Source organism: Rhizobium sp. TBD182, from assembly GCF_001950375.1.
GTDB classification, from domain to species: Bacteria; Pseudomonadota; Alphaproteobacteria; order Rhizobiales; family Rhizobiaceae; genus Agrobacterium; species Agrobacterium tumefaciens.
In genome coordinates this window covers 714,033-736,060 of sequence record NZ_BDLN01000002.1, presented here as the reverse complement: position 1 = coordinate 736,060, position 22,028 = coordinate 714,033, and the positions used below count along the sequence as shown (strand labels likewise).

Genomic DNA, 22,028 nt, shown 5'->3' with positions numbered 1-22,028 from the left:
CGATGAGGAGAGCGTCGATGAAAGCGCGGGAGGGTCCATGTCTGACGAGGCAATCCACGATGTTTTCGTGATCGGCGGCGGCATCAACGGCTGCGGCATCGCGCGTGACGCTGTCGGCAGGGGTTATTCCGTTGCGCTTGCGGAAATGAACGATTTTGCCTCCGGCACCTCTTCGGCCGCCACAAAGCTCATTCATGGCGGTTTGCGTTATCTCGAACATTACGAATTTCGTCTGGTGCGAGAAGCGCTGATGGAGCGCGAGGTGTTGTGGGCCATGGCGCCGCACATCATCTGGCCCATGCGCTTTGTTCTGCCATTCCAGAAGGGCGGCGTGCGCCCGGCCTGGCTCGTGCGTCTCGGGCTTTTTCTTTATGACCATCTCGGCGGCCGCAAGCTTTTGCCCGCCACCCGCTCGCTCGATCTGCGCCGTGATCCCGCAGGGAAACCGCTGAAGCCGATTTTTGCCCGGGCTTTCGAATATTCTGACGGCTGGGTGGACGATGCCCGTCTTGTGGTGCTGAACGCCCGCGATGCCGCCGATCGCGGCGCCTTGATCCTCAACCGCACGCAGGTCGTTTCGGCACGCCGCGAAGGCGCCTTCTGGCGGGTCGAAACGAAAAATGGTGCCGGAGAAACCGCGACCTACCGGGCGCGCATGCTTGTAAATGCGGCCGGCCCCTGGGTAGACAAGGTTCTGGCTGCGACATTCGGTAAAAACAATGTCCACAATGTCCGCCTCGTGCAGGGCAGCCACATCATCGTGCGCAAGAAGTTTTCCGATCCGCGCGCCTATTTTTTCCAGAACCCGGACGGGCGCATCATCTTCGCCATCCCTTATGAGCAGGATTTTACCCTGATCGGCACGACGGATCGCGACTATACCGCCGACCCCCGGGCTGTTAAGATCAGCGACGAGGAGATCAGCTATCTTTGCAACGCGGCGAGCGAATATTTCGCTGAACCGGTGACGTCGGCCGATATCGTCTGGACCTATTCCGGCGTGCGGCCGCTGTTTGACGACGGCGCATCGAAAGCGCAGGAGGCAACCCGCGATTATGTGCTGAAAACCGAAGGAGCTGAAGGCGAAGCGCCGCTTCTCAATATCTTCGGTGGCAAGCTCACCACCTATCGACGGCTTGCCGAACATGCTCTTGAAAAAATCGGTGATGCGCTGGGTGAAAAGGGCTCGCCGTGGACGGCCGGTTCACATTTGCCGGGCGGAAATTTCGGTGCCGAGGCTTATGCGGGAGAGGTCACGGCCCTGCGGTCGCGTTATCCGTTTCTCGATGAGCGGCATGCGAAGCGGCTCATCCGCTGCTACGGAACGGACGCCGTGTCGATTATTGGCAATGCCGGGGACATGGCAGGGCTGGGACGGCATTTCGGCGGCACGCTTTATGAGGCCGAGGTGCGCTGGCTGATGGCCCGGGAATGGGCGCTGACGGCGGAGGATATTCTGTGGCGCCGCACCAAGCAGGGGCTTTTCTTTACCCAAGAAGAGGTGCGCGGGCTGGAGGATTATATCGATGACATTGCAGGTGGACGCTTGAAGGCAATCTGACGATCCGATCAAAAAGCGGAGGAGGCTTTGGATCACCATGCTTGAATTGCGAAACGTCTCGAAGATGGCCGGCGGTGAATATCATATTCACCCGACCGATCTGACGTTGCAGCGCGGAAGCCTGAACGTCCTGCTTGGACCGACACTTTCGGGCAAGACGACACTCATGCGGCTGATGGCCGGGCTGGACAAGCCAAGTGGCGGTACGATTCTCTTCAATGGGGAGGACGTGACGGGCTGGCCGGTTCAGAAGCGCAACGTCGCCATGGTCTATCAGCAGTTCATCAATTATCCGGCGCTCAGCGTTTATGAAAACATCGCCTCGCCGATGCGCGTTGCCGGCAAGGACAAGGCAACGATCGACAGGGAGGTGAGGAAGGCCGCCGAGCTTCTGAGGCTGACGCCCTATCTAGATCGTACGCCTCTCAACCTCTCCGGTGGCCAGCAACAACGCACGGCACTTGCCCGCGCCATCGTCAAAAACGCCAATCTGGTGCTCCTCGACGAGCCGCTCGCAAATCTCGATTACAAGCTGCGTGAGGAGTTGCGTGAGGAATTGCCGCGCATCTTTGCCGAATCCGGTGCGATTTTCGTTTACGCCACGACGGAACCCTCCGAAGCTCTGCTGCTCGGTGGCAATACCGCGACGCTGAACGAGGGCAAGGTAACGCAATTCAGCCGCACGATCGAAGTTTACAGGCGTCCGGTGGATATCGTAACCGCGAAAATATTTGCCGATCCGCCACTCAACACCATCGAGGTCATCAAGACGGGCGGCGCCTTCACGCGCGCCGACCATGCGGTTGTGCCGGTGCCGGCGCATCTTGCTGCCATGCCTGACGGTCCAGTGACCATTGCCTTCCAGCCACATCATCTTTTCCCACAGCAAAAGGGGCAGGCGGCGCAATCCATCCGGGCGCGGACACTGATCTCGGAGATCGCCGGATCGGAAAGCTTCGTACATGTGGAATTTTCAGGCCAGCGTTGGGTGATGCTGGCGCAGGGCATTCACGACATCGAGCCGGACACGGAGATCGAGCTGTTTCTCGATACGCGGCACCTGATGGCTTTCGATACACACGGCCACGCCATCGGCGAAGCGGCTTAAGGGGAGATCGATCATGGCACGCATCACGCTCGATCATATCCGCCACGCTTACAACGCCAAGGCGCAGGCGGCAGGTGATTATGCTCTGAAGGAAGTTCATCACGAATGGGAGGATGGCGGTGCCTATGCGCTGCTTGGCCCTTCCGGCTGCGGCAAGACCACGTTGCTCAACATCATTTCCGGCTTGCTGCGCCCCTCGGAAGGCCGCATCGCCTTTGACGGAACGGATGTCACCGATCTTTCCACCGAAGATCGCAACATCGCCCAGGTATTCCAGTTCCCGGTCGTTTACGACACGATGACAGTCTATGACAATCTGGCTTTTCCGCTGCGCAACCGGCAAGTGCCGGAAGCCGAAGTCGACCGCCGTGTGCGGGAAATTCTCGAGATGACCGATCTTTCCGGCATGGCCAAACGCCACGCGCGCGGACTTACGGCGGACCAGAAGCAGAAAATTTCGCTGGCGCGCGGGTTGGTGCGATCCGACGTCAATGCCATCCTCTTCGACGAGCCGCTGACGGTGATCGATCCGCATATGAAATGGGTGCTGCGCTCACAGTTGAAGCGCCTCCACCGCCAGTCCGGTTTCACCATGGTCTACGTCACGCACGACCAGACCGAAGCGCTGACTTTCGCCGACAAGGTGGTGGTCATGTATGACGGACAGATCGTCCAGATCGGCACACCCGCCGAGCTTTTCGAACGCCCGGGACATACGTTCGTCGGTTACTTCATCGGTTCGCCCGGCATGAATGTGATGCCTGCCAGCATCGATGGCGCAACGGCGGTTGTCGGCGGCCTTGGCGTTCCGCTTGCCGGCGTGCCGGTGGTGGATGGATCGAAGCGGATCGAAATCGGCATCCGGCCGGAATTCGTTCGGCTGGAGCGGGGTGGCATGCCCATCACCGTCGACAAGGTCGAGGATATCGGCCGGCAAAAGATCGTTCGCGCCCGGTTCGCCGGCCAAAAGCTTGCGATTGTCGTTCCGGAGGAGGAGGACATTCCGGCAGAAGCGGGTGTTCGCTTCGATCCGGCCGCTATCGGTGTCTTTGCCGATTCCTGGCGTGTGAAGATGGGGGCCTGACCATGGAAAAGACCTGGAACAACAAAGCGTGGTTCATGGTGCTGCCGGTTCTGGTGCTGGTCGCGTTTTCCGCCGTCATCCCGCTGATGACGGTCGTGAACTATTCGGTGCAGGATACCTTCGGCAACAATCAATTCTTCTGGGCGGGAACCCAATGGTTTCAGGAAATTCTTGGCTCCGACCGTTTCTGGAACGCGCTCGGACGCAATCTGGTATTTTCCGGCATCATATTGGCGATTGAAATTCCGCTCGGCATATTCATCGCGCTCAAGATGCCCAAATCCGGCATCGGCGTGCCGGTCTGCCTCGTCACCATGGCGCTGCCGCTTTTGGTGCCATGGAATGTGGTAGGCACGATCTGGCAGGTGTTCGGTCGCAGCGATATCGGGTTGCTGGGTTATTACGCCAATCAGCTTGGGCTTGATTACAACTATGTCAACGATCCCGTCGACGCATGGATCACCGTCGTCATCATGGATGTGTGGCACTGGACAAGCCTCGTCGTCCTCCTGTGCTACGCCAGCCTCGTCTCCATTCCGGATGCCTATTATCAGGCGGCAAGGATCGATGGCGCATCGCGTTTTGCGGTTTTCCGGTTCATTCAGTTGCCGAAGATGAAGCGGGTGCTGCTGATCGCATTCCTGCTGCGCTTCATGGACAGCTTCATGATCTATACCGAGCCTTTCGTCGTCACCGGCGGCGGCCCCGGAAATTCCACCACCTTCCTGTCCATCGATCTCGTCAAGGTAGCGCTCGGCCAGTTCGATCTGGGTCCCGCGGCGGCCATGTCGCTGATCTACTTCCTCATCATCCTGCTGTTGTCCTGGGTGTTCTACACCGTGATGACCAGCCACGACGCGGAGACTTGAGACATGAGCGCCTCTGATGTCACCACAAGCGTGGAACTCAACGGTATCGGCAATCCACCGGTAAGAGCCAGTTCGGCAAGAATATCAGGCCTTGCTGCGAATTCACGATCGCGCCGCCGCCATGGGCCATCGCGCTTTTCCTGGCTGGTGCCGACGATCTACATCATCCTGCTGCTCGTGCCGATCTACTGGCTTATCAATATGAGCTTCAAGACGAACACAGAAATCGTCTCGTCGATGACGCTTTATCCGCACCAGCCGACGTTGCAGAATTATCGGACGATCTTCACGGATTCATCCTGGTATTCGGGTTACATCAACTCGATCATCTACGTCGTCATGAACATGGTGATCTCGGTCTCGGCGGCACTCCCGGCGGCCTATGCCTTCTCCCGTTACCGCTTCCTGGGCGACAAGCACCTGTTCTTCTGGCTTTTGACCAACCGCATGGCGCCACCTGCCGTCTTCGCGCTGCCCTTCTTCCAGCTCTATTCCGCTTTCGGGCTGATCGACACGCATATTGCCGTGGCGCTGGCGCATTGCCTGTTCAACGTGCCGCTGGCGGTGTGGATTCTCGAAGGTTTCATGTCGGGTGTACCGAAGGAAATCGACGAGACCGCCTATATTGACGGCTATTCCTTCCCGAAATTCTTCGTGAAGATTTTCATGCCGCTCATTGCCTCCGGCATCGGTGTCGCCTGTTTCTTCAGCTTCATGTTCTCGTGGGTCGAGCTTCTGATCGCCCGCACGCTGACGACGACCGACGCCAAGCCGATTGCCGCGACCATGACGAGAACCGTTTCCGCCGCCGGCATGGACTGGGGCCTGCTTGCCGCCGCCGGCGTGCTGACACTCATACCCGGTGCGCTGGTGATCTGGTTTGTTCGCAATTACATCGCCAAGGGCTTTGCGCTGGGGAGGGTTTGACATGACGAAGATGCCCGATTTCACCTGGATGGCATGGACCTGGCAGACGGCCGCGTTTTTCGGTGCCATCGCCGTGTTGCTGGTTGGGATGTGGTTCTGGGAACATCTCTCGCCCGGCGGCAACCCCCGCTTCGGCCTGCTGCGCTTCGAGACAACGCGTGGCGACAGGTTGTTCATTTCGCTGCTCGGCAGCGCTTTCATTCATCTTGCATGGCTCGGGCTGATCGGCCCGAACCTGTGGTGGGCTCTCGCTCTGTCGGCGGTTTACGCAATTGGCGTTTTCCGTTTCGTCTAGAGCAGGAAGAACGGTGCGGCGGAGGAAAACCGCACCCGGCAGACTTCGTGCAATCGCAACCCTTGGGAGGACTGATATGCGACGGCATCTGATGACGACGACGGCAGCCATGCTGCTGGCAATGACAGGTTCCGCTTTCGCCGGAATGGAGGAGGCAAAGCAATTTCTGGACAAGGAAATCGGCGATATGTCGTCGCTTTCGCGTGCAGATCAGGAAAAGGAACTGCAATGGTTTATCGATGCCGCCAAACCTTTTGCTGGCATGGACATCAAGGTCGTTTCCGAATCCCTGACAACACATGAATATGAATCGAAGGTCCTGGCACCGGCGTTTACCGCTATTACCGGCATCAAGGTCACGCACGACATCATCCAGGAAGGTGACGTCGTCGAAAAGATTCAGACTCAGATGCAGACCGGCCAGAACCTCTATGACGGCTGGGTGAATGACAGCGACCTCATCGGCACGCATTGGCGTTACCAGCAGGTCCGCAACCTCACGGATTTCATGGCCAATGAGGGCAAGGACGTCACCAATCCCGGCCTAGATCTCAAGGACTTCATCGGCAGCGCCTTTACGACGGCACCGGACAAGAAGCTCTACCAGCTTCCCGACCAGCAATTCGCGAACCTGTACTGGTTCCGCTACGACTGGTTCAACGACGACAAGAACAAGGCGGATTTCAAGGCCAAATACGGCTACGACCTTGGTGTGCCCGTAAACTGGTCGGCTTATGAGGATATTGCCGAATTCTTCACCGGCCGTGATGTCGGCGGCAAGAAGGTCTTCGGCCATATGGACTATGGCAAGAAGGACCCGTCGCTTGGCTGGCGCTTCACCGATGCCTGGCTTTCCATGGCCGGCAACGGCGACAAGGGCCTGCCAAACGGCCTGCCTGTCGATGAATGGGGCATCAAGGTCAACGACAAGTCGCAGCCGGTCGGCTCGTGCGTGGCACGCGGCGGCGATACTAACGGTCCGGCGTCGGTCTATTCCATCGAGAAATATCTCGAATGGCTGAAGAAATTTGCGCCGCCAGAAGCGCAGGGCATGACCTTCTCCGAATCCGGTCCGGTGCCGGCGCAGGGTAACATTGCCCAGCAGATCTTCTGGTACACGGCCTTCACTGCCGATATGGCCAAGCCCGGCCTGCCTGTCGTGAACGAGGACGGTTCGCCGAAATGGCGCGTCGCACCTTCCCCGCATGGCGTCTACTGGAAGGACGGCATGAAGCTCGGTTATCAGGACGTGGGTTCGTGGACGCTGATGAAATCCACCCCTGACGATCGCGCCAAGGCCGCATGGCTTTATGCGCAGTTCGTAACTTCCAAGACCGTGGATGTGAAGAAGAGCCATGTTGGTCTGACCTTCATTCGCGATACCACCATCCATCACAAGAGCTTCACGGACCGGGCCGCCAAGCTTGGTGGTCTGATCGAGTTCTATCGCTCGCCCGCTCGCGTGCAATGGTCGCCAACCGGCACCAACGTGCCTGACTATCCGAAGCTGGCGCAGCTCTGGTGGCAGGCAATTGGCGATGCATCTTCGGGTGCCAAAACCGCTCAAGCCGCAATGGACTCGCTCTGCGCCGAGCAGGAAAAAGTCATGGCCCGTATCGAGCGCGCCGGTGTGCAGGGCGATATCGGCCCAAAACTGGCGGAAGAACACGATATCGACTACTGGAACAAGGACGCCGTTTCGAAGGGCAATCTGGCACCGCAGCTGAAGATTGCCAACGAAAAGGAAAAGCCGGTCACCGTCAATTACGACGAGCTGGTCAAAAGCTGGCAGAAGTAATGTCTGCGTGAAATCTTAAACCGGGGCGGCTTTGCCGCCCCGTCATCGCGTTTGAAAGGGAGTGACATAATGGGCGGTTATATTCTGGCGATCGATCAGGGGACGACATCGACAAGGTCGATGGTCTTTGATCGCGACATGCGGGTCATCGGTGTCGGCCAGCGAGAATTTCCGCAGCATTTCCCGGCCTCTGGCTGGGTCGAACACGATGCCGAGGATATCTGGAAAAGCGTGCTTGAAACAATCCGGCTGGCGCTTGCCGATGCCGGTATGTCCGCTTCCGATATCGAGGCGATCGGCATCACCAACCAGCGCGAAACGACTGTGCTGTGGGACCGTAATACGGGCGAGGCCGTGCATCGGGCCGTTGTCTGGCAGGATCGCCGTGCTGCACCAATTTGCGAGGATCTGAAACGAAGGGGGCTGGAGCCGCTCTTTTCGAAAAAGACCGGTCTGCTGCTCGACCCCTACTTTTCCGGCACGAAGCTGAAATGGCTTCTCGACAGCGTCAGCGGCCTTCGCGAAAAAGCCGTGAAGGGCGAAATCTGCTTCGGCACGGTCGACAGTTTCCTGATCTATCGCCTCACCGGCGGTCGCCGCCATGTGACCGACGCTACCAATGCCTCGCGAACGCTGATCTACAATATCGAGGACAATGCCTGGGATGACGAATTGCTGTCCATCCTCGACATTCCCCGCGCCATGCTGCCGGAGGTGCTTGATTGCGCGGCCGATTTCGGCGTAACGGACAAGGCGCTTCTGGGTGCGGAAATTCCGATCCTCGGCGTCGCCGGTGATCAGCAGGCTGCCGTTATCGGTAACGCCTGCTTCGAACCCGGCATGATGAAATCGACCTATGGCACCGGCTGCTTTGCGCTTCTCAATACCGGCACCGACCGGGTCGCCTCGACAAACCGGTTGCTGACGACCATTGCCTATCGCCTCGATGGCGTGACGACCTATGCGCTCGAAGGCTCGATCTTCATTGCCGGCGCCGCCGTGCAATGGCTGCGTGACGAGCTCGGTTTCATATCGGTCGCGTCTGAAGTCAGCGCGCTTGCCGAAAAGGCTGATCCCAAGCAGCGGGTTTACCTCGTGCCGGCCTTCACCGGCCTTGGCGCGCCCTATTGGGATGCCGAAGCGCGGGGCGCGATTTTCGGCCTGACGCGTGGCACCGGCCCTGCGGAGTTCGCCCGCGCGGCACTCGAAAGCGTCGCCTATCAGACTTTCGATCTTCTGGATGCCATGCGCAACGACTGGGCGGGCGACAATGGCAAGACGGTGCTCCGGGTCGATGGCGGCATGGTTGCCTCGGATTGGACCATGCAGCGGCTGGCGGACATTCTCGCTGCACCGGTCGACCGGCCGGTATTCCTGGAAACCACCATTCTCGGTGCGGCATGGCTCGCAGCATCGCGCGCCGGCATCTGGCCGGACCGGGAGGCCTTTGCCGCCCATTGGAAACGGGATCGCCGTTTTCTGCCAGATATGGATGAGACGGAGCGTAAGAGCGCCATCGCGGGGTGGCGTGATAGTGTTGGCCGCTGCCTCTCGAAACGGGAAGATTGACTCGAGCAAGCGTCTTTTTTACGCAAAACTGCCCGGTGCGATGCTCTTGCTGGATACCAGATCGGAAAGGGCGCGCACCAGTTTTGTGTCCGCGCCCTTACTTGGCTGAAGCACGAATTCCACGTCTTCGAGCGCCGGCAGCACATCAGCCGCAATCTCCCTGAGGCCGGCTGGCGCCATGCTGCGCGGTTGCACGAGGATGCCCATGCCCGCCCTTGCGGCAGCGGTCAGTCCGCTAAGGCTGCCACAGGTGCAGACGATCCGCCACGCGAGACCTGCCCGATCCAGCGCTTCCTGTGCCGCCTTTCGAGTAATGCTTGGCGGCGGAAAGGCGATCAACGGCAGGGCGTCCGGTTGGCTCAGCATTCGCTCCGGGTCACGCGCGAGCCATACCAGAGGTTCGCGGTACAGGAAGTGGCCGAGCTTATCACCGAGTCGACGTTTTGCGAGCACGACGTCCAACTCGCCATTATCCTGCATCTGGTAAAGCACGCCGCTCAGCGACACCGTCAGCTCCAGATCGACCAAGGGATAGAGGCGGATGAATTCTTCCAGAATGGCGGTGAGCCGGCTAGCGACGAAATCCTCGGAAACGCCAAGCCTTAAGCGCCCGCGCAGGCGGTTTTCGCTGAATAGCGATGAAACTCTGCTGTCGATCTCCAGCATATTGCGGGCATAACCGAGCAGCGCCTCGCCTTCGCCCGTCAGCTTCACCTGATGGGTGCTGCGCGCAATCAACCGACGGCCAAGTGCCGCCTCAAGCCGCTGAATATGCTGGCTGACGGTGGATTGGCCGATGCCCAGCCGCTCGGCAGCCAGCGTGAAGCTGCCGGTTTGCTGAAGCATCACGAAGCTGGCAAGATGTTGAAGGTTCAGCATTTATCTCATATCGTGATAACTGTTAGTCTTTGCATCCGAATTCATGATGAGCGATAGTATGGGATATTTCAAGCAAAACCGATGTCGGAAAGACCTCCCATGACCCGCTTCCTGCCTGACCGTTTCACCATGATGCTGGTGGCCACCGTGATCCTGGCTTCCCTTTTGCCGATCAGCGGACAGCCGGCGGTGTATTTCGGGCTTGCCACGAAACTGGCAATCGCATTGCTGTTTTTTCTCCACGGCGCGCGGCTGTCGCGGGATGTGGTGATTGCGGGTATCTTGCACTGGCGCCTGCACATGGCGATCCTTCTCGTCACCTTCGGCCTTTTCCCGTTGCTGGGCGTGGCGATCGGTTTCATTCCCGAGAGCATTCTGCCGGCACCGCTTTATATGGGTGTGCTGTTTCTCTGCGTCCTGCCGTCGACGGTGCAATCGTCCATCGCCTTCACATCCATGGCAGGCGGAAACGTGCCTGCCGCGATCTGTTCAGCCTCCGCCTCGAATATTTTCGGCATGGTGCTGACACCGCTGCTGGTCGGGCTGCTGTTCACGGTCGGTGGCCATGGTGGTGGATTTTCGCTGGATGCGTTCCTGCAAATCTTCCTGCAACTGCTCTTGCCCTTCATCGCCGGCCAGGTGCTGCAGCCGTGGATCGGTGACTGGATCAGGGCACGCAAGAAATTGCTGTCGCCGGTCGATCGCGGTTCCATCCTGATGGTGGTCTATCTTGCCTTCTCCGAAGCAGTTATCGAAGGCATATGGCAGACGTTTTCCGTGCGCGATATCGGCGTTGTCATCGGCATAAATATCGTTCTTCTGGCGCTTGTTCTCTGCGTGACGATGTTCGGCAGCCGGGCGCTTGGTTTCGACAAGGCGGATGAAATCACCATCACCTTCTGCGGGTCGAAGAAGAGCCTTGCCAGCGGCGTGCCCATGGCAGGAGCGATCTTCGCCGGCCAGAGCATCGGCGCAATCGTATTGCCAATCATGCTCTTCCATCAGGTTCAGCTGATGGTCTGCGCAGTGCTGGCCCAGCGTTATGCCCGCAAGGCCCATGAAAAAGCAGCGATAACGGAAACTGTCGCTGCGGAAGGCGCGGCAGTATCCACCCGCTGAGGGCTGAATTTTAGGCAAACAAAAACGGCCCCTTAACGGGGCCGTTCGTTTGACATCCGGATCGGCTTAGTTGACCTGGGCCGGCGTGACCTGTGCTTCGATCGTCTTCGGCGCATCTGCGCTGTCGGAGGAGATCGCGATACGGCGCGGTTTCATGGCTTCCGGAATATTGCGGACGAGATCGATGTGAAGCAGGCCATTCTTCAGGGAAGCGGTCTGGACTTCGACATGATCAGCCATCTGGAAGCGGCGTTCGAAAGCGCGCGTGGCAATGCCGCGATACAGGAACTCGCCTTCAGACGACTTCTCATCTGCAGCCTTCTCGGCTTTCACCGTCAGCGTATTGGCACGGGATTCTATGCTTAGTTCCGTTTCATCGAAACCGGCAACCGCCATGGTTATACGATAGGCGTTTTCACCCGTCCGCTCGATGTTATAGGGCGGATAGGACTGGGCCTGTTCGGGCTGGCCGAGGCCGTCGAGCATCGAAAAAAGACGGTCGAAACCGACGGTGGAGCGATAGAGGGGGGAAAAATCGACGTGACGCATGGTGTCCTCCTTATGAAGCGACTGTTTGCGGTTGATCCGGCGTCCCGTTCTGGCGACGGCCGGACATATGGCGCGGCCCCGTTCTGGCGGCCGCATGAATGAGATGGGAATGGCTTGGCGCTCCGTCAAGGGGGCGCTTTAAAGCGGAAAGGGCGACAACAAGATGAACCATCGCTGAACATCCGGTTCCAGCATCGTTCAGTTTGAGAGCCATAAATATCCGTCATCGGAGACATGCTCCGTGGCAGAAGCAATAACGTCCCTTCTTCTTCTGTCCTATTCGCCGGAACCGCGACTGCTTTAACCGACGGTTCCGGCAATTTTTTCTTTGACCTTCCGCCGTCGCCGACCTATCCCGAAAAGGCAGAGAAGCCGGAAAAGACCGATGATCGAAGCCACATTGCGCGAGAGCGAAGACAACCCGGTTCCCGGCAACCATACCGTCGGTTATTTCACCGGCCACGGCGGCAAACAGCTTCGATACGCGATCTTCCGCGCTAGCCGACACATTGCGCGCGGAACCGTGGTTCTGCTGCATGGTCGCAACGAATGTATTGAGAAATATTTCGAGACCGTCAGCGATCTGACGGCCATGGGATTCTGGGTCGCGACCTTCGATACGCGCGGGCAGGGCGGTTCCGAACGGTTGCTGAAGAAGCCAGGCGCCGGGCATGTACGACGTTTTTCCGACTACAAGCGCGATATAAGTTTGTTTCTCGAACAGGTGGTGCTGCCGGATACCAGGCTGCCATTCTTCATGATCGCCCATTCAACCGGCGCACTTGCAGCACTGGCCGCAGCACCCGGCCTGTCGAACAGGATCGACCGTCTGGCGCTTTGTTCGCCCTTTATCGAGCTGGAAAGCCAGCAATCCGTTCCTTCGTCCGTCATCCGGCTGGTCGCGACCGCTTTAAGCCTGTTGGGTCTTGGAAAGCTTCAGCTCGGCAGGGATCAGCGCGAACGGGATTTCGATGGCAACCCGCTGACGTCTGACGCCAGACGTTTTGCCAGAAATCTTGCGCTGCATCGGCAATTTCCGGAACTCTTCATCGGCGCACCGACAGCGCGATGGGTTTATGAAGCGCTGAAAACGATGGGTCGGGTGACCCGTCAGGACCATCTGACGGACATAACCATTCCCACCCTCATTCTTGCGCCGATGCTGGATACGATCACGCCCTATAAGGCGCAGGAGGAACTCTCGCGCAACTTCCGCGCGGCGCAGCTTCTTCCCATAACCGGCGCGCGCCATGAATTGCTGCATGAGCGCGACGTTTTCCGCAAACAGGCGCTGGCGGCCGTCGACGCCTTTTTCGCGCCGGAATGACGCGGCGATGACGGGGATGGCGCGGTTTGCGCCATGCCCGTCAGTTGCACCATCTACAGCTTTGAAAGAATGGCGAGCGCCTGTTCGTGCACGGCTTTGGAACCGGCTGCCAGAATGCGGCCGCCATTTTCCGGACGACCCCCATCCCAGGTGGTGATGATGCCACCCGCCTGTTCAATCACCGGAATGAGGGCGCCGACATCATAGGGCTTCAGGCCCGATTCGATCACCAGATCGACATGGCCGGCGGCAAGCAGGCAATAGGCGTAACAATCCACGCCATAACGGAAAAGGCGAACCTGATCCTGCACCTTGTCGTAAAGGGGCTTTTCTTCCGTCGTGAAGATATGGGGTGTCGTGGTGAACAGCACAGCATCCGACAGCGAAGCGCATTCGCGCGTGCGGATCTTGCGTTCACCATCCGGCCCGAAATACCATGCGGCCTCGCCGTCGGCGAAATAACGCTCTTTCGTGAAGGGCTGGTCCATGATGCCCATCGAAGCGCGGCCGGCCGACTGGAAGCCGATCAGCGTGCCCCAGACCGGCACGCCGGAAATGAAGGCGCGTGTGCCGTCAATCGGATCGATAACCCAGATATGTTCGCGATCGAGACCGACATTGCCGTGTTCTTCACCAAGAATGCCGTGTTGCGGGAAACGTGCCTCGATGAGGGCGCGAATGGCGCTTTCTGCTGCCTGATCGCCTTCCGTCACCGGGTCATAGCCGCCGTCCTCCTTGTTGGTGACGGCAATGCCTGTGCGGAAGCGGGGAAGCGTTTCAGCGCTGGCGGCTTCGGCAAGTTTGAAGAAGAAATCCCGGTCGGGCAGCATGCGAAACCTCATTGCCTTAATTATTGGGCCTGAATTGTATGGCGAAATGCATAGACCGGAATTGCACCCGCCGTCCACACGTACGGATGCAAGCAAGGCCGATTCCAAATTTTCAGCATAAGCCTAAAAAAAGTGCATAAAATAAAATGATTGACAATTGTGCATATAATGCGTAGCGTGACCCTGCAGTCTTTGACTGTAAATACCCTCCTTGGGTGTTTCCTCCCTAGACTTGACCGCGCCAAGGCGCGGTTTTTTTTGTCCGGCGCGTGGCCAGGCTGTCTGGAACAGAGGTCTGAAATATCCTGGAATTTGATGTGTTATTCGGCGGCGAGCGAGGTTTCGATCGCGTATTCCGAAACAAAAGCGCCGAGCTGGCGCATGAATATTTCAAGCGATGCCTGAATGGCGGGAAAATCTGCTTTCTTCGAAAGCGTTTTTTCATCGACGTACAGCGCCCGATTGACCTCGATCTGGAGCGCGTGAAGAGAGCGGATCGGTCGGCCGTAATGTTCCGTGATGAAGCCGCCGGCATAGGGCTTGTTGCAGACCGCAACGAAACCCAGTTCTTCAAGAAAATGCAGAGCGGCGCGGGAGACCTCCTGGGAAGCACTGGTGCCGTAGCGATCGCCTATAATGACATCCGGCCGCAGGTTCGAGCCGGCAACGCGGATATTGCCCGGCATCGAATGGCAATCGATCAGTACCGCCATGCCGAAATTGGCGTGGGTGCGTGACAGCAGCCGGCGCAGGCAGGCGTGGTAGGGTTTGTAAATCGTCTCGATCCGTGACAGCGCCTCGTCCACCGGCAGGCGGTGGGCATAGATGTCCATATTCTCGGCGACGATACGGGGTACCGTTCCCAGGCCGCCGGCAACCCGCATGGAGCCGATATTGGCGTAGGGAGGCAGAGTGCCTTCGAACATGCGCGGATCAAGCTCGTAGGGCTCGCGATTGACGTCGAGATACGCGCGGGGAAAATTGGCTTTCAGCAGCGGCGCACCGATGACGGGCGCAGCGGCGAACAGCTCGTCAACGAAATGATCTTCCGAGCGCCGGATCTCGTGCGAATCAAGCCGTGCCGATTCCAGAAAGGAGATGGGGTAACAGCGACCGCTATGGGGTGAATTATAGACGAATGGCAGGGTTTGAACGGCAGGTTCCGTTACTTCGAACAGCTCGTATTCACCCGTTATCCAGTCCATTCAGTGCCATTTACCATGTCGTAAACTATCAGGATGTTCATGTTGCCAGTTACGGTGCGGCAAGTCCATACTATCGACCATGCAGCGCTATACCGATTCTTGTGTTCACATGATATTTACCGTGAAAATCCTATAATCGGGCTAGGGTATCTCAAACATTGAGCAGTTACGGTCACTTATGATGAATCAGAAAATTCTTCTCGCTGAAGATGATAACGATATGCGCCGCTTTCTCGTCAAGGCGCTGGAAAAAGCCGGTTACAAGGTTTCTTCCTTCGACAATGGCGCAAGCGCTTACGACCGGCTTCGCGAAGAGCCTTTCTCGCTGTTGCTGACAGATATCGTCATGCCCGAAATGGATGGCATCGAGTTGGCCCGGCGCGCGACTGAACTCGACCCCGACCTGAAAGTCATGTTCATCACCGGCTTTGCGGCCGTCGCGCTGAACGCCGATTCGAAGGCTCCAAAGGATGCCAAGGTGCTTTCCAAGCCGTTCCATCTTCGCGATCTAGTGGATGAGGTCAACAAACTCCTTGTGGCGTAAGGGGTCTCAAAAAACCTTCACAAAACCGAAAAAAAGCAGTTGACGCATGAACCGGTTTTGTGGTCTATCCGCCGCCACGGAGGGCGTGTAGCTCAGCGGGAGAGCACTACGTTGACATCGTAGGGGTCACAGGTTCAATCCCTGTCACGCCCACCATCCGAATTCTTAAATATCAAGGCCTTGCGAGAAATCGCAGGGCCTTTTTGCATAGTTGCCTCAGTGTCAATTGAACCTGTCCCCTATGGAGTACGCGTCAACGGTCCCATCACAGGAACCCGCTGCGACACCGTCATAAATACCACTCCAACTAGGGCAAAGAGGATCGGCAGGAGGACTTTGCGGCCTTCCATGCGGCATGGACATGGAGGAGGGCGTGATGAACCGAAGCGTTTACGCGCTACCCGCCATTTGGCGTCCTGAGTGCATCGCGCCTTGCCGTCCCTTGTTCTTAAGACATCCGACTGCCGCCAGCTGATTGGTATAGGCAAGCTGATTGACTGCCTATTCGATCAGCGGAGTTCGCTCGAGCGACGGGCTATCCTGTAGGCAGCCTCCAAACTATCCATGCGCTCCGCAATAAATTTCACTCAAAAAAATAAAATGCAAACCGGATTGACGCTTGCCCGGTTTCCCGATATCTCAAACGTCATGCAATAAATTACACGACTTAAAATTTATTGCGGATTGGTCATTGTCCTTGGGAGGGGAATATGTTGGCTTTTCTGAAATCGACCGTTGCCGCGGGTGTTTTAGCCGTGGCGATTTCCGCAGGCGCCGGCTCTCAGGCCGCTGCTGCGGGCAAATTCGCCTGTGAACCGGGCGAGACCTATGTGATGAACGTCATGGTTTCCAGCCACCCCTATTGGGTGCCGGTGTTTGAAGGTTTCAAGCAGGCCGCGAAGGCCTTGGGCTGCGAGGCCGTTTTCACCGGTACGCCCGAATACGACATCACCAAGCAGATCGCGTCCTTCGAGCAGGAACTGGTGAAGAAGCCGAAGGGTATATTGCTGCATCCGATGCAGGCCGATCCCTTTATCGAACCGATCAACAAGGCGATCGACTCCGGTGTTTCGGTGACGACTTTTGCGGCAGATTCGCCGAAGTCAAAACGCACCGCCTACATCACCTCGGACAATGTTGCCGAGGCGAAATTTGCGGCTGACGAGATCGTCAAGAAGCTGGGCAAGAAGGGCGAATATGCCGTTCTCGAAAATCCGGGCCAAAGCAACCATGATCTGCGCGTCACCGCACTCATCGATTACATGGGGCGCACTTATCCGGAAATGAAGCTCGTCGGCCGCCAGGCGACCAACCAGGATGCAAACGTCGCCTATCAGGCGGTGGGTGCCCTGTTGCAGGCCAACCCCAATCTAGGCGCATTGTGGATTCCTGAAGCCGGCTCGGCTGAAGGCGCAACGACCGCTGTTCTCGAGGCCAAGAAGAAGGTCCTGATCCTGCATGCGGATATTACCCCGGCGACGCTGGAGCACATCAAGCAGGGCAACATCTACATGTCCATCAATCCCAATCAGGGCGTTCAGGGCTTCATGGGTTTCATGAACACCTTTCTGGGTGCCCATTCGGATCTGATCGACCCCTTCAACGACTACAAGGTATCTGGCTTCAACCCGATGCAGGTTCCTTCAATGGACAATGGTTTCGCCGTGATTACCAAGGCGAACGCCGCTTCCTTTGATCTCAATGACTATATGAAGGGGCGCTGATGCGCCGCCCTGAAACCGGCGAGGTTTACGCCTCGCCGGCAAAGGGGAGCCACGTTCGGGAGGGGCGTTATGGGAGAGGTCATCCTCAACATGACGAATATTCACAAGGCGTTCGGGCCCGTGCGGGCGTTGCGCACTGCTGCCTTTGAGCTGCGGCGGGGAGAAATCCATGCGCTCGCGGGTGAAAACGGCGCCGGTAAATCGACGCTGATGCATATTATCGATGGCATTTTGCAGCCTGATGGCGGCGAAATCCTGCTGGACGGCAAACCGGTCAAGATTTCCTCGCCCAATGCGGCGAACCGGCTCGGTATCGGTTTCGTGCATCAGGAGATTGCGCTTTGCCCGGAAATTTCGGTTGCCGAAAACATGTTCATGTCGGAGACCGGCCAGAGTAAATCCTGGTTCATGAATTATCGCGATCTTGGCAAGCGGGCGGCAACCATCCTCAAAGAAATCGGCGATATCGATCCCACCAGCCGTGCCGGTGATCTGTCGATTTCGCAACAGCAGATCGTCGAGATTGCCAAGGCGCTGACGCTGGACTGCCGTATCCTGATCCTTGATGAACCGACGGCGGCTTTGACCGAAACCGAGGCCCAGACCCTTTTCCGGATCATGCACCGGCTGGCGGAACGCGGAATTGCGATCATCTATATCTCGCACCGGATGGCGGAGATTTTTGAGCATTGCGACCGCATCACGGTGATGCGCGACGGTTGCCACATCAGGACGGAGAATATCTCGGAGATTTCCCCGGAGGAAGTCGTCAACAGCATGGTGGGACGGGTGCTCGACAAGCTCTACCCACCGAAACTTGCGGAAGAAGAGAAATCGAATGACGTCATTCTCTCTGTTCGGGGACTGAACGAGGGAAAGCGCGTTTTCGATGTCGATTTCGATCTGCGCCGGGGCGAAATCCTCGGGCTCGCCGGCCTGATCGGCGCAGGTCGAAGCGAAATTGTCCGTGCGGTCTGCCGGCTGGAGGGAAAACCAAAAGGCGAGGTCACGTTGCGCGGCCGGCCGCTGAGGCTCAATGACTATCGCGACAGCATTCGGGAGGGGCTGGTCTATCTGTCGGAAGACCGCAAGGGCAACGGGCTGTTTCTCAACATGTCCATTGCCGCGAATGTCTCGGCGCTCGATGTCGGCAGGATATCAAACGGCATGGGCTTTATCGAACGGCGCAAGGAAATGAAGCGCGCCGACGAGTTGGGACGCCGGCTGAAATTGCGGGCAAACAGCGTCGGTGACGCTGTCTCTACCTTGAGCGGCGGCAACCAGCAGAAGGTGGCACTGGCAAAGATGCTGTCGGTGGGGCCACAGGTCGTCTTTCTCGACGAGCCGACACGCGGGGTGGATGTGGGCGCAAAGGCCGAAATCCACCGCCAGATCCGGGAACTGGCACGCGAGGGTGTGGGCGTGATCGTCATATCCTCTGAATTGCCGGAACTCATCGGTGTCAGCGACCGCGTACTGGTCGTGCGCGAGGGGCGCATTGCCGGCGAGGTTGAGGGTGAGGACATGACGGAAGAAAAGATCATGCAGCTTGCATCGATCAATATTGCAGAGAGCCCGGCAGGGGCCTGAGGGAGCGGGAAAATGGCAACATCGGAAACACCTTCGGGCATTGCAGAAGTGGCGGTTCGCCGCACAGGCTGGTGGGAACCGGCGCTCAAGGCACGGGAAACCGGACTTATCGTCATCATCCTCGCCCTTTTCGCGGTGATGTCTTTCATATCCCCGTATTTCCTGACGGTCGACAATCTGCGGGCCATGGCGATGGTTTTCGCCATCGAAAGCATCGTCGTGGTCGGCATGACGATCCTGTTAATCTCGGGCGGCATTGATCTATCCGTCGGTTCCGTCACGGCGCTTGCGATGGTTGCGGCTGGCTGGCTATTCCTCAACGGTGTCGATCCCTGGGTCGCGGCCGGGCTGGCAATCTGCCTCACCACGTTGGTCGGCATGGCCATGGGATTTCTGACAACGGTCATCGGCCTGCATCACTTCATCGTATCGCTCGGCGTCATGGTGATTGCGCGCGGCGTCTGCCTGCTCGCAACGGGCGGCCGGCCGCTCGGTCTCTACTCGCTGCCGCCGGAATTCAAATTCATCGGCCAGGGCGCGCTTGGCGGCATTCCGCTGGTGCTGATCATATTCGCGGTGGTGGTCGTCTGCTTCGATCTCTTGCTGCGGCGTACGACGGCATTCCGTAAGGTGTTCTATACCGGCAGCAATCCGAAAGCGGCGGCTTATTCCGGCATCCGCGTCGGCCGGGTGGTGTTTGCCACCACCACACTTTGTTCGATGCTGTGCGGTGTCGCAGGCGTGATCTACATGGCCCGCTTCGGGTCAGCACAGCCGAGCTTCGGAGTCGGCATGGAACTTAACGTGATTGCAGCCGCGGTCATCGGCGGCGCCAGCCTTTCGGGCGGCTCTGGCACCATTCTCGGCGCAATCCTCGGGGCGATCCTTCTGTCGGTCGTTTCCAGTTCGCTTGCCTTGCTCAATGTGTCTGTCTACTGGCAGGACATCATCAGGGGAAGCATATTGCTGACGGCGGTCCTGTTCGACCACTATCTTGTCAAGCGTCGCCGCTGAGCGCCTGTGGTAATTGGAGATATACGATCATGCTGGATACCAAGGACGATTTCGATCAACAGAGGCAGATGTACTCCGTCCTGGTGCTGCATTTCATCGAGGGCGTGAAGCAGTCGGAAATTGCCGAGCGGCTCAATCTTTCCCACACCAAGGTGAACCGCATGATAGCGGCGGGCCGCAAGGCAGGCATGGTAAAGATCACTATCGCCAGTCCCTATCAGAGGCTGGTGGACCTCGAAAACGAGATCACACGCCGCTTCGGCCTCAGACAGTCGGTGGTGACACCGACGGTGTCCGACAATCCGGAAACCGCGCTGCAGATGGTCGGACGCGTGGCCGCCAACCACTTGCTGGAGACGATCCGCGACGGCGACGTGATTGCGATTACCGGCGGCAAGGCGGTGAGTGCCGTCGTCGATAATCTGGAGGCCGAGCGCCGTTTCGATGTGCGGGTAGTGCCGCTGACCGGCGGTGTCCAGGGCAAGCACTATACGGATGTCAATCATCTGGCCACGCAACTGGCGGAGAAGCTCGGCGGCAGCGCGTCGCTCATTCATGCGCCGCTATTTGCCGAGGATGAAGAACAGCGTGATCTCCTGATGAATGTCGCTTCGATCCGCGAAGTGTTCGACTTAGCGCGACAGGCGCAGGTGGCACTGGTTGGCATCGGTTCCGTGGAGGCGCCCGGTTCCGGTTATTACGATCTGCTGCCGGATGCGGCCCGTGGCGGGCAGGCGCTGGTGGATGCGGGCATTGCCGGGGAATTCCTTGCCCATCTCACCATGGCGGATGGGCAGCTGGCGCGGATCGATCTCAACTCGCGCGTGGTGGCGCTGGACCCCGGGCAGCTTGCCCGGTGCCCGAACATCATCGGCGTGGCGGCCGGGGCCATCAAGGCCGGACCGGTGGCAGCCACGCTTGCCGGCCGCTATCTGACCTCGCTCGTCGTGGACGAGGCGATCGCCGGCTATTTACTGGATCAGGAAGAGGGGGAAACTTCGTGACGGACAATTCAATATTGACCCGGACGATTGGCCGCAGCGGTATCAGCGCATCAGCCGTGGGGCTGGGCACCTGGGCCATCGGCGGCTGGATGTGGGGCGGCACCGATGAGCGGCAATCCATCGCCGCTATCCAGGCCTCCATTGACGCCGGCATTTCCCTGATAGATACCGCGCCGGCCTATGGCATGGGGCTTGCGGAAACCATCGTCGGCAAGGCGATTGCCGGCCGGCGCGACAAGGTGGTGCTGGTCACCAAATGCGGGCTGGTCTGGCATGTGAACGAGGGCGCCTATTTCTTCCACCAGGATGGCAAGCCCGTTCACCGTTATCTCGGCGCCGCTTCGATCCGCCATGAGGTCGAAGAGAGCCTGAAGCGGCTTGGAACCGACTATATCGACCACTATGTCACCCACTGGCAGGATGCGACGACGCCGATTGCCGAGACGGTGGAAATGCTTGTGCGCCTGAAGGACGAAGGCAAGATCCGTTCGATCGGCGCGAGCAACGTCTCGCCGGAGGATTTGGTAGCCTATATCGCCACCGGCGCGCTGGATGCCATACAGGAAGAATATTCAATGGTGCGGCGGGACATCGAGACGACACTTCTGCCGCTTTGCCGCACGAGTGCTGTTTCGGTCCTGAGCTACTCGTCGCTGGCGCTCGGTCTCCTCTCGGGCAAGGTCGGACCTGAACGGGTTTTTGCAGGTGATGATCAGCGCAAGGGCAATCCGCGTTTCAGCCAGGCAAACCGCGAGAAGATCGCGCGGCTGATGCGGGGTCTGGAGCCGGTGGCCGAAGCGCATGGGGCGTCGATTGCGCAGGTCGTGATTGCCTGGACGATTGCCCAGCCCGGCATAACATTCTCGCTGTGCGGCGCGCGCGATCCGGCTCAGGCGGTTGAAAACGCTGCTGCGGCCCGCCTGCGCCTCGCGGAAAATGAACTGGCTCTCATCAGCGCCGGCGTTGCCGAGCATCTCGTGGGGCTCGATGCGTAAATCATGTAGCTGAGACGGGGCTTCAGGCGAATAGCGC

General features: G+C 58.5%; 20 protein-coding genes and 1 tRNA gene. 17 read left to right on the top strand and 4 right to left on the bottom strand.

Going from position 1 to position 22,028, the window contains the following annotated elements:
- The first annotated feature begins 37 nt into the window (after positions 1 to 37).
- The 8 genes from T18_RS12140 to glpK all read left to right on the top strand — a co-directional run bounded on the left by T18_RS12140 (position 38) and on the right by glpK (position 9,211).
- Positions 38 to 1,561 (top strand): glycerol-3-phosphate dehydrogenase, encoded by a 1,524-nt coding sequence (locus T18_RS12140; RefSeq protein WP_038494421.1) that lies wholly within the window; start codon positions 38 to 40, stop codon positions 1,559 to 1,561.
- 37 nt (positions 1,562 to 1,598) lie between these two features.
- Entirely contained in the window at positions 1,599 to 2,669 is a 1,071-nt protein-coding gene (locus T18_RS12135; RefSeq protein WP_013761937.1) for an ABC transporter ATP-binding protein, read from the top strand.
- A 13-nt stretch (positions 2,670 to 2,682) separates the two neighbouring features.
- Positions 2,683 to 3,753, top strand: coding sequence for an ABC transporter ATP-binding protein (locus tag T18_RS12130; RefSeq protein WP_013761936.1), 1,071 nt, complete (start codon positions 2,683 to 2,685; stop codon positions 3,751 to 3,753).
- Positions 3,754 to 3,755: 2 nt separating this feature from the next.
- Positions 3,756 to 4,622 (top strand): carbohydrate ABC transporter permease, encoded by an 867-nt coding sequence (locus T18_RS12125; protein WP_003511582.1) that lies wholly within the window; start codon positions 3,756 to 3,758, stop codon positions 4,620 to 4,622.
- 3 nt (positions 4,623 to 4,625) lie between these two features.
- The gene (locus tag T18_RS12120) at positions 4,626 to 5,549 is read left to right on the top strand and encodes a carbohydrate ABC transporter permease (protein WP_003511581.1); all 924 of its coding nucleotides are present in this window, start codon (positions 4,626 to 4,628) and stop codon (positions 5,547 to 5,549) included.
- 1 nt (position 5,550) lies between these two features.
- Positions 5,551 to 5,844 carry a DUF2160 domain-containing protein gene (locus T18_RS12115; RefSeq protein WP_038494418.1) on the top strand — a complete coding sequence of 98 codons (294 nt, stop codon included), beginning with the start codon at positions 5,551 to 5,553 and terminating at the stop codon, positions 5,842 to 5,844.
- A gap of 76 nt (positions 5,845 to 5,920) precedes the next feature.
- Complete coding sequence (locus T18_RS12110; RefSeq protein WP_003511579.1) at positions 5,921 to 7,642, top strand: extracellular solute-binding protein; 1,722 nt, start codon at positions 5,921 to 5,923, stop codon at positions 7,640 to 7,642.
- Positions 7,643 to 7,711: 69 nt separating this feature from the next.
- Positions 7,712 to 9,211 (top strand): glycerol kinase GlpK, encoded by a 1,500-nt coding sequence (gene glpK, locus T18_RS12105; protein ID WP_038494415.1) that lies wholly within the window; start codon positions 7,712 to 7,714, stop codon positions 9,209 to 9,211.
- Between the two features lie 18 nt (positions 9,212 to 9,229).
- Here glpK and T18_RS12100 read toward each other — a convergent pair whose 3' ends face one another.
- Positions 9,230 to 10,090: a LysR substrate-binding domain-containing protein gene (locus T18_RS12100; protein WP_003511576.1), complete on the bottom strand. Its 861-nt coding sequence runs from the start codon at positions 10,088 to 10,090 to the stop codon at positions 9,230 to 9,232.
- A gap of 99 nt (positions 10,091 to 10,189) precedes the next feature.
- Here T18_RS12100 and T18_RS12095 point away from each other — a divergent pair, with 99 nt between their 5' ends.
- Complete coding sequence (locus T18_RS12095; protein WP_003511574.1) at positions 10,190 to 11,209, top strand: bile acid:sodium symporter family protein; 1,020 nt, start codon at positions 10,190 to 10,192, stop codon at positions 11,207 to 11,209.
- Positions 11,210 to 11,275: 66 nt separating this feature from the next.
- On the opposite strand, the gene hspL is transcribed toward T18_RS12095, so the two are convergent.
- A complete protein-coding gene (hspL, locus tag T18_RS12090) occupies positions 11,276 to 11,758 on the bottom strand; it encodes a heat shock protein HspL (RefSeq protein ID WP_003511572.1) in 483 nt (160 codons plus the stop codon).
- Between the two features lie 385 nt (positions 11,759 to 12,143).
- On the opposite strand from hspL, the gene T18_RS12085 reads away from it, so the two are divergent.
- Entirely contained in the window at positions 12,144 to 13,085 is a 942-nt protein-coding gene (locus T18_RS12085; protein ID WP_038494412.1) for an alpha/beta fold hydrolase, read from the top strand.
- Between the two features lie 53 nt (positions 13,086 to 13,138).
- On the opposite strand, the gene hisN is transcribed toward T18_RS12085, so the two are convergent.
- Positions 13,139 to 13,915 (bottom strand): histidinol-phosphatase, encoded by a 777-nt coding sequence (gene hisN / locus T18_RS12080; RefSeq protein ID WP_013761929.1) that lies wholly within the window; start codon positions 13,913 to 13,915, stop codon positions 13,139 to 13,141.
- Between the two features lie 320 nt (positions 13,916 to 14,235).
- Positions 14,236 to 15,120, bottom strand: a complete 885-nt coding sequence (locus T18_RS12075) for an N-formylglutamate amidohydrolase (RefSeq protein WP_038494409.1) — start codon at positions 15,118 to 15,120, stop codon at positions 14,236 to 14,238.
- Positions 15,121 to 15,301: 181 nt separating this feature from the next.
- Between T18_RS12075 and cpdR the strand changes: the two genes are divergently transcribed.
- From cpdR to T18_RS12040, 7 genes are all read left to right on the top strand, one after another.
- The gene (gene cpdR / locus T18_RS12070; protein ID WP_003497910.1) at positions 15,302 to 15,664 is read left to right on the top strand and encodes a cell cycle two-component system response regulator CpdR; all 363 of its coding nucleotides are present in this window, start codon (positions 15,302 to 15,304) and stop codon (positions 15,662 to 15,664) included.
- 81 nt (positions 15,665 to 15,745) lie between these two features.
- A tRNA-Val gene (locus tag T18_RS12065) sits at positions 15,746 to 15,820 on the top strand.
- A gap of 554 nt (positions 15,821 to 16,374) precedes the next feature.
- Positions 16,375 to 17,388, top strand: coding sequence for a substrate-binding domain-containing protein (locus T18_RS12060; protein ID WP_003511565.1), 1,014 nt, complete (start codon positions 16,375 to 16,377; stop codon positions 17,386 to 17,388).
- Between the two features lie 69 nt (positions 17,389 to 17,457).
- On the top strand, positions 17,458 to 18,978 hold the full coding sequence (locus T18_RS12055) for a sugar ABC transporter ATP-binding protein (RefSeq protein WP_038494406.1): 1,521 nt from the start codon (positions 17,458 to 17,460) through the stop codon (positions 18,976 to 18,978).
- 12 nt (positions 18,979 to 18,990) lie between these two features.
- Entirely contained in the window at positions 18,991 to 19,992 is a 1,002-nt protein-coding gene (locus T18_RS12050) for an ABC transporter permease (protein ID WP_003511562.1), read from the top strand.
- 29 nt (positions 19,993 to 20,021) lie between these two features.
- The gene (locus T18_RS12045; protein ID WP_038494403.1) at positions 20,022 to 20,996 is read left to right on the top strand and encodes a sugar-binding transcriptional regulator; all 975 of its coding nucleotides are present in this window, start codon (positions 20,022 to 20,024) and stop codon (positions 20,994 to 20,996) included.
- Complete coding sequence (locus T18_RS12040) at positions 20,993 to 21,991, top strand: aldo/keto reductase (protein ID WP_038494401.1); 999 nt, start codon at positions 20,993 to 20,995, stop codon at positions 21,989 to 21,991. Before T18_RS12045 ends, T18_RS12040 begins: the two co-directional genes overlap by 4 nt.
- The last annotated feature ends 37 nt before the right edge of the window (positions 21,992 to 22,028 follow it).